The following is a 4,249-nucleotide window of genomic DNA, read 5'->3' on the forward strand; positions in this document are numbered from 1 at the left end:
GGCGAGCAGGGCGGCGACGCGGCGCGGCACGGGCCCCGGCGTGGCGAACGCCGCGAGGGCGGGGGCGGGGGTGTCCCGGGAGACCAGGGCGGCCTTGCCGATCGCGCGGGCGACGACCCGCCGGTCCCGCACGGCCCGCGCCGCCGCCTCGTCGGCCCACCGTTCCGCGGTGAAGGCGACGGAGGTGCGCAGCGGGCGCAGGAAGGGGTTGGCGCGTGCCGCCAACTGCGTGACGAGGAGGTGACGATGGTGCCGCGCGGTGAGATGGGCCCGCTCGTGCGCGAACAGCGCGCGCCGCTCCGAGGCGGCGAGCCGGTTCAGCATGCCGGTGGTGACCACGACGCGGCCGCCGCCGCGCGCCGGAAGGGCGTAGGCGTACGGAGCGTCGTCGGGAAGCACCGCGACGGATGTGCCGGGCAGCCCGTCGAGGGCGCGCCGCCCTCGGAGGCGTACGCGCGCGTGCCGCCACAGGGTGCGGGCGCAGGCGGCGCACACGGCGAGCAGTGCGGGGATGGCGGACTTCCCCGCGACCTCGTCATAGGGGACGGCGGCCCGCACCTCGGGGTCGGACCAGGCGTCCGGCAGGGGGTTGCCCGGCAGTTGGGCGGTGCCGACGACCATGAGGAGCGCCAGACAGAGCGTGCTGCACAGGGCCATCACTCCGGCGACGGCGGTGAGCAGGCGCGTGGCGGTGCGCGGGTGGAGGTGGTGCTCGGCGAGGCGGGCGACTGGCCAGGCGGTCAGCGGCAGCACGAGGGGCAGGAAGACGAAGACGCCCATCAGGCAGAAGCTCCCATCGGGTGTCAGCCGTCCGTCTCGGCGCCCGCCCGCCCGAGCAGGTCGCGCAGGAGCTGTTCGTCGTCGGGTGTCAGTGTCGTGACGAAGCTGGCGAGGACCGCTTCCCGGTCGCGCTCGCCGTCGAGCACCTTGCGCATGCGGAAGGCGGCGAGCCCCGCCTCGTCCGACGCGGAGGTCCACGCGAAGGAGCGGCCCGCGCGCTCCCGGGTCACCACGTCCTTGGCGAGGAGGCGGGTGAGGATCGTCATCACCGTCGTATAGGCGAGGTCGCCGCCGATCCGCTCCTGCACCCAGGCGGCGCTGACCGGGCCGCGGGCGGCATGCAGCGCGGCGAGGACCTGCTGCTCCAGCTCGCCCTGGGCGCGGCGGCGCAGGCGCGGCCGGCGCTCCTCGCGCTTGTCGTGGTGCTCCATGCCCGGGCTCCCTCCAGCCTCTTTCGTGCTCCTCGGCGGCCGGGAGCGCCATATCGTAACGGGCCCCGACCACCCCACTCGCTTCTACATTCCTGTAGATTCTACGGAACCATCACCAGGAACGCGTCACTCGGATATCAGGAGGACATCGTGGGAGTTTCCCTGGCCAAGGGCGGCAACGTCTCGCTCAGCAAGGAGGCCCCGGGCCTCACCGCCGTACTGGTCGGGCTGGGCTGGGATGTGCGCACCACGACGGGCACGGACTACGACTTGGACGCCAGCGCGCTGCTCTGCGACGACTCCGGCAAGGTCGTCTCGGACCAGCACTTCGTCTTCTACAACAACCTGACGAGCCCGGACGGTTCGGTCGAGCACACCGGTGACAACCTCACCGGTGAGGGCGAGGGCGACGACGAGGCCGTGAAGGTGAACCTCGCCCAGGTGCCCGCCCAGATTACGAAGATCGTCTTCCCGGTCTCGATCCATGACGCCGAGAACCGCGGCCAGAGCTTCGGCCAGGTCCGCAATGCCTTCATCCGCGTGGTGAACCAGGCGGACGGCGTCGAGATCGCGCGCTACGACCTCTCCGAGGACGCGTCGACGGAGACCGCGATGGTCTTCGGCGAGTTGTACCGCCATGGCGCCGAGTGGAAATTCCGCGCGGTCGGTCAGGGTTATGCCAGTGGACTGCGGGGCATCGCGACGGACTTCGGCGTGAACGTCTGACTCGCGATCCCTGACGGCATCCGGCCGCGAACTCGAGGAGGCAGGTCATGTACGGCGACCAGGAGACGGTGCGCAAGATCCTGACGGAGCTGGGCGACACCTGGGCGGTCGTGGGCCTGTCCGACAACCGCGAGCGGGCGGCGTACGGCGTCGCGGCCGTTCTGCAGCGCTTCGGCAAGCGCGTCGTGCCGATCCACCCCAAGGCCCAGACGGTCCACGGCGAGCAGGGGTATCCGTCCCTGTCCGCCGTGCCGTTCAAGATCGACGTGGTCGATGTGTTCGTCAACAGCGGCCAGGCGGGCCAGGTCGCCGACGAGGCGGTGGCGGCCGGCGCGCGGGCGGTGTGGTTCCAGCTCGGCGTGGTCGACGAGGCGGCGTATGAACGGACGCGCGCGGCGGGCCTGGACATGGTCATGGACCGCTGCCCGGCCATCGAGATCCCGCGCCTGGGCTGAGAGAGGGCGCCGGGATCGGCCGCGTCCGCAGCCGCGCCCCCTTTCGTCCTCGTCCTCAGAACTGCTTCGAGGGCCAGTCGAGCAGGCGCGCGCCGATCACCGCGGTCTGCAGCGTGTAACGGTGCACGGGGTCCGAGGGGTTGGCGCCCGTGAGTCCGTGGATGCGTTCCAGACGGTAGGTCAGGGCGCGCACGCTCAGCGTCAGCCGGCGGGCCGCCTCGGCCGCGACACATCCCGAGTCGAAGTACGCGGCGAGCGTGTCGATGAGCGGCTGCGCTCCGCCGCGGGCCTGGCGCAGCGGGCCGAGCGTGTTGAGCACGAGGTCGGCCATGGCCTGCCGGTCGCGGGTCAGGACGGGGTAGACGAGCAGGTCGGCCGCGTGCAGCACGGGGTCGTCCAGCTCCAGACGCCCGGCGAGATCGAGGGCGTTGAGCGCTTCCTCGTACGACTGGACGACGCCGCCGGGGCCGGGTTGCGGGCGGCCGATGGCGACGCGGCCGCCGTCGGTGGCGGCGTGCGCCTGCTCGGCGAAGAAGGTCAGGACCTCGTCCTGGTCGCCGGGGGCGACGCACACCAGGCGGCCGTCCTTGGTGGTGAGCAGGATGCTGCGGTCGCCGAACCGGCCGACCAGGGCCCGCTCGACCTCGCGGGGAATCGGGTGTCCTTCCTCGTATCCGTCGGGGCCCTCGGCGACGGCGACGGAGTGTTCGTAGGAGAGGCGCAGCCCGAAGCGTTCCGCGCGCTCGGCGAGGAGGCCGAGGTCGCTGCGGCCGTAGAGCAGGTCGTCGATGAACTCGCGCCGGGCCGCCTCCTCCTGGCGTACGGCGAGGCGTTGGGCGCGTTCGTACCCCTCGGCGAAGGCGTCCACGGCCTGCTCGGCGGCGGCCAGCGCGCAGTCGACGGAGAGCGCCCGCTCGGCGGGCCAGTGGGCGCGGGTCGCCGCGAGGTGCGCGCCCACCAGGGCCCGGAGGCCGTAACCGGCGTCGGCGGCCCGCTCCCCGAGCACGCGCCGCGACGCCAGCTCGTCCCGGGTGAGCCGACGGCCCGTCGACGAGGCGGCGGCGAGGATGTGGGCGTAGCCGTCGAGATACTCCTGCGGTATGTCCTGCCCCGCCATGCCGCCCCTGTCGTCCTGTTGCCGTTGCCCCGCTGCGCTGTTGAACCGTTGATGCCTTTTTAACGCATGGCGGAGACGCGGACGACGGCCGGGCCCGCTCGGCGCGCCGGGGCACGGGCCGGAACAATCGGCTCGCGCGGACCGTTGGACAGGGCATGCCTTTGACTGGAGAGTACGAACCCGGTACGTGGGACTGGGCCACCAAGCAGACCGAGTTGTACGAGAGCTCGGGCGGCACGGAGGGCACGACCCTGAGGGGCAAGCCCGTCATCGTGCTGACGTCGATCGGCGCCAAGAGCGGGAAGCTCCGCAAGAACCCCCTGATGCGCGTCGAGCACGACGGGGAGTACGCGGTGGTGGCGTCGAAGGGCGGCGACCCCGCGAACCCGTCCTGGTACCACAACCTCGTCGCCCACCCGCATGTGGAGTTGCAGGACGGGCCGGTGAAGAAGGACTACCGCGCGCGGGTCGTCACCGGCGAGGAGCGGCGGATCTGGTGGGAGCGGGCGGTCGCGGTCTGGCCGGACTACGACGACTACCAGAAGAAGACGACCCGTGAGATCCCGCTCTTCGTCCTGACGCCTGTCGAGTCCTGACCTCTCGCCAGACGTGAAGTGCGCCGCGAACGGCGGCCGGGTGTTGGGGGCGGGCGGAACTGATCGGGTAGCAAGACGGAGCTGACGAAGCCCCCCTCAGGACCAGTCCAGCCCGCCGGCCAGCCCGCCAGCCCCGGTCAGCCC

General features: G+C 72.2%; 6 protein-coding genes. 3 read left to right on the forward strand and 3 right to left on the reverse strand.

Annotated features, from left to right (window positions below; translation table 11 throughout):
• A partial coding sequence (locus GKQ77_RS28555) for a M56 family metallopeptidase (RefSeq protein ID WP_219691835.1) occupies window positions 1-780 on the reverse strand: 780 nt, incomplete at its 3' end.
• Window positions 781-803: 23 nt separating this feature from the next.
• Window positions 804-1,211 carry a BlaI/MecI/CopY family transcriptional regulator gene (locus GKQ77_RS28560; protein ID WP_219691837.1) on the reverse strand — a complete coding sequence of 136 codons (408 nt, stop codon included), beginning with the start codon at window positions 1,209-1,211 and terminating at the stop codon, window positions 804-806.
• A 150-nt stretch (window positions 1,212-1,361) separates the two neighbouring features.
• Here GKQ77_RS28560 and GKQ77_RS28565 point away from each other — a divergent pair, with 150 nt between their 5' ends.
• Both GKQ77_RS28565 and GKQ77_RS28570 read left to right on the forward strand, forming a co-directional pair.
• On the forward strand, window positions 1,362-1,937 hold the full coding sequence (locus GKQ77_RS28565) for a TerD family protein (protein ID WP_219691839.1): 576 nt from the start codon (window positions 1,362-1,364) through the stop codon (window positions 1,935-1,937).
• A gap of 47 nt (window positions 1,938-1,984) precedes the next feature.
• A complete protein-coding gene (locus GKQ77_RS28570) occupies window positions 1,985-2,392 on the forward strand; it encodes a CoA-binding protein (RefSeq protein WP_219691841.1) in 408 nt (135 codons plus the stop codon).
• A 55-nt stretch (window positions 2,393-2,447) separates the two neighbouring features.
• On the opposite strand, the gene GKQ77_RS28575 is transcribed toward GKQ77_RS28570, so the two are convergent.
• Window positions 2,448-3,509, reverse strand: a complete 1,062-nt coding sequence (locus GKQ77_RS28575) for a PucR family transcriptional regulator (RefSeq protein WP_219691843.1) — start codon at window positions 3,507-3,509, stop codon at window positions 2,448-2,450.
• 155 nt (window positions 3,510-3,664) lie between these two features.
• Here GKQ77_RS28575 and GKQ77_RS28580 point away from each other — a divergent pair, with 155 nt between their 5' ends.
• A complete protein-coding gene (locus GKQ77_RS28580; protein ID WP_219691845.1) occupies window positions 3,665-4,105 on the forward strand; it encodes a nitroreductase family deazaflavin-dependent oxidoreductase in 441 nt (146 codons plus the stop codon).
• Window positions 4,106-4,249: the final 144 nt, after the last annotated feature.

This window comes from Streptomyces anatolicus (assembly GCF_019400875.1).
Lineage (GTDB): Bacteria > Actinomycetota > Actinomycetes > Streptomycetales > Streptomycetaceae > Streptomyces > Streptomyces anatolicus.

Bases quoted from the DNA above. Each gene is read 5' to 3' on its own strand.
- GKQ77_RS28575 (WP_219691843.1), bottom strand. From the start codon at position 3,509: ATGGCGGGGCAGGACATACCGCAGGAGTATCTCGACGGCTACGCCCAC.
- GKQ77_RS28570 (WP_219691841.1), top strand. From the start codon at position 1,985: ATGTACGGCGACCAGGAGACGGTGCGCAAGATCCTGACGGAGCTGGGC.
- GKQ77_RS28560 (WP_219691837.1), bottom strand. From the start codon at position 1,211: ATGGAGCACCACGACAAGCGCGAGGAGCGCCGGCCGCGCCTGCGCCGC.
- GKQ77_RS28580 (WP_219691845.1), top strand. From the start codon at position 3,665: ATGCCTTTGACTGGAGAGTACGAACCCGGTACGTGGGACTGGGCCACC.